The organism is Streptomyces beigongshangae (assembly GCF_019710745.1).
GTDB lineage: Bacteria > Actinomycetota > Actinomycetes > Streptomycetales > Streptomycetaceae > Streptomyces > Streptomyces beigongshangae.
Genome location: NZ_JAHKJW010000175.1, coordinates 1 through 925, shown reverse-complemented (window position 1 = coordinate 925; position 925 = coordinate 1). Strand labels below are relative to the sequence as shown.

General features: G+C 67.2%; 2 protein-coding genes. One reads left to right on the top strand and one right to left on the bottom strand.

What is annotated here, in order from left to right; all coding sequences use genetic code 11:
* Positions 1 to 187: nucleotide kinase domain-containing protein (locus tag KM933_RS38695; protein ID WP_260334842.1), on the bottom strand; the 187-nt coding region annotated here is incomplete at its 3' end.
* A gap of 48 nt (positions 188 to 235) precedes the next feature.
* Here KM933_RS38695 and KM933_RS38690 point away from each other — a divergent pair.
* A complete protein-coding gene (locus KM933_RS38690; RefSeq protein WP_221362357.1) occupies positions 236 to 526 on the top strand; it encodes a hypothetical protein in 291 nt (96 codons plus the stop codon).
* Positions 527 to 925 lie beyond the last annotated feature (399 nt).

Here is a 925-nt window from a genome sequence, read left to right as displayed (position 1 = left end):
GATCATCGGTCCACGGCTGGGCTCGCCGGGCCAGACGAGCCTCATACACAGCTTGCCGGGCCGAGGCGAAACGCCAATAGGTGTCGAAGACCGGCGTCGGCTGCAGTTCCCGGTCTCCCACCCGCACCGTTCCCGGCGCAGAGCCGGGCCGCGCGGGAACCTGACGGTCTTGCAGCAGCGTCACCATGCACGCAATATATATTCGATATATGCCGACTGTCACCGAGGAGAAGCCATGCAGCTGCTGTGCCATCAGCCGCGCCGCACGACCTCGGTGCTCTGGCCCGAGGACGTCGACCGCAGACTGAACATCCTGGTCCGCGCGGCCGCAGCAGCCGGTGAACGCACCTCACGCGCCGAACTGCTGGCCGCGCTGGTAGCAGCCGTCGACGTCGAGCCCGAGCAGGTGGCCGCTCTGCTCCACCACTACCGCCGCCTGCCAGCCGACACACTCGCCAGCGACGAAGCCCGAGACGATCTACCGGCCGTGCGCACGCCAGGCCCCCGCCGCGTCGCCTCGCCATAACGATCCGCGGCCCTCACAGGTCACATCACGGAGCGGCCCGACACTGTCCGGCATCCAGCCAACGAGCCGCTGCCCCCACGCCGCAGCTCGACCCACAGGCGAGCCCATCCGCCGGCGACACACGAACACAGGCGGGCCCCAGCCGCCCACCGCCTCCCCTAGACAGCAGGCGACTCGTCCAAGCGCCGTGCATACCAACGATCACTGAACCTGAACCTTGCGCAGCGCAGCTGACACGACCTGATCACCCACCCAGCTAAACTGACAAAGCCGCAGATCAGATCCCTGCCCCAGCCCAGCACCCACAAGCACCACAGCTAATGACGCTCCGCGATCACCCGACCGCAGACACGCCGCAAACTGATCAACGCAGGCCAGACCACCACCCACTGATCAGAC

Coding starts and splice junctions, on each gene's coding strand:
- KM933_RS38690 (WP_221362357.1), top strand. CDS start 236: ATGCAGCTGCTGTGCCATCAGCCGCGCCGCACGACCTCGGTGCTCTGG.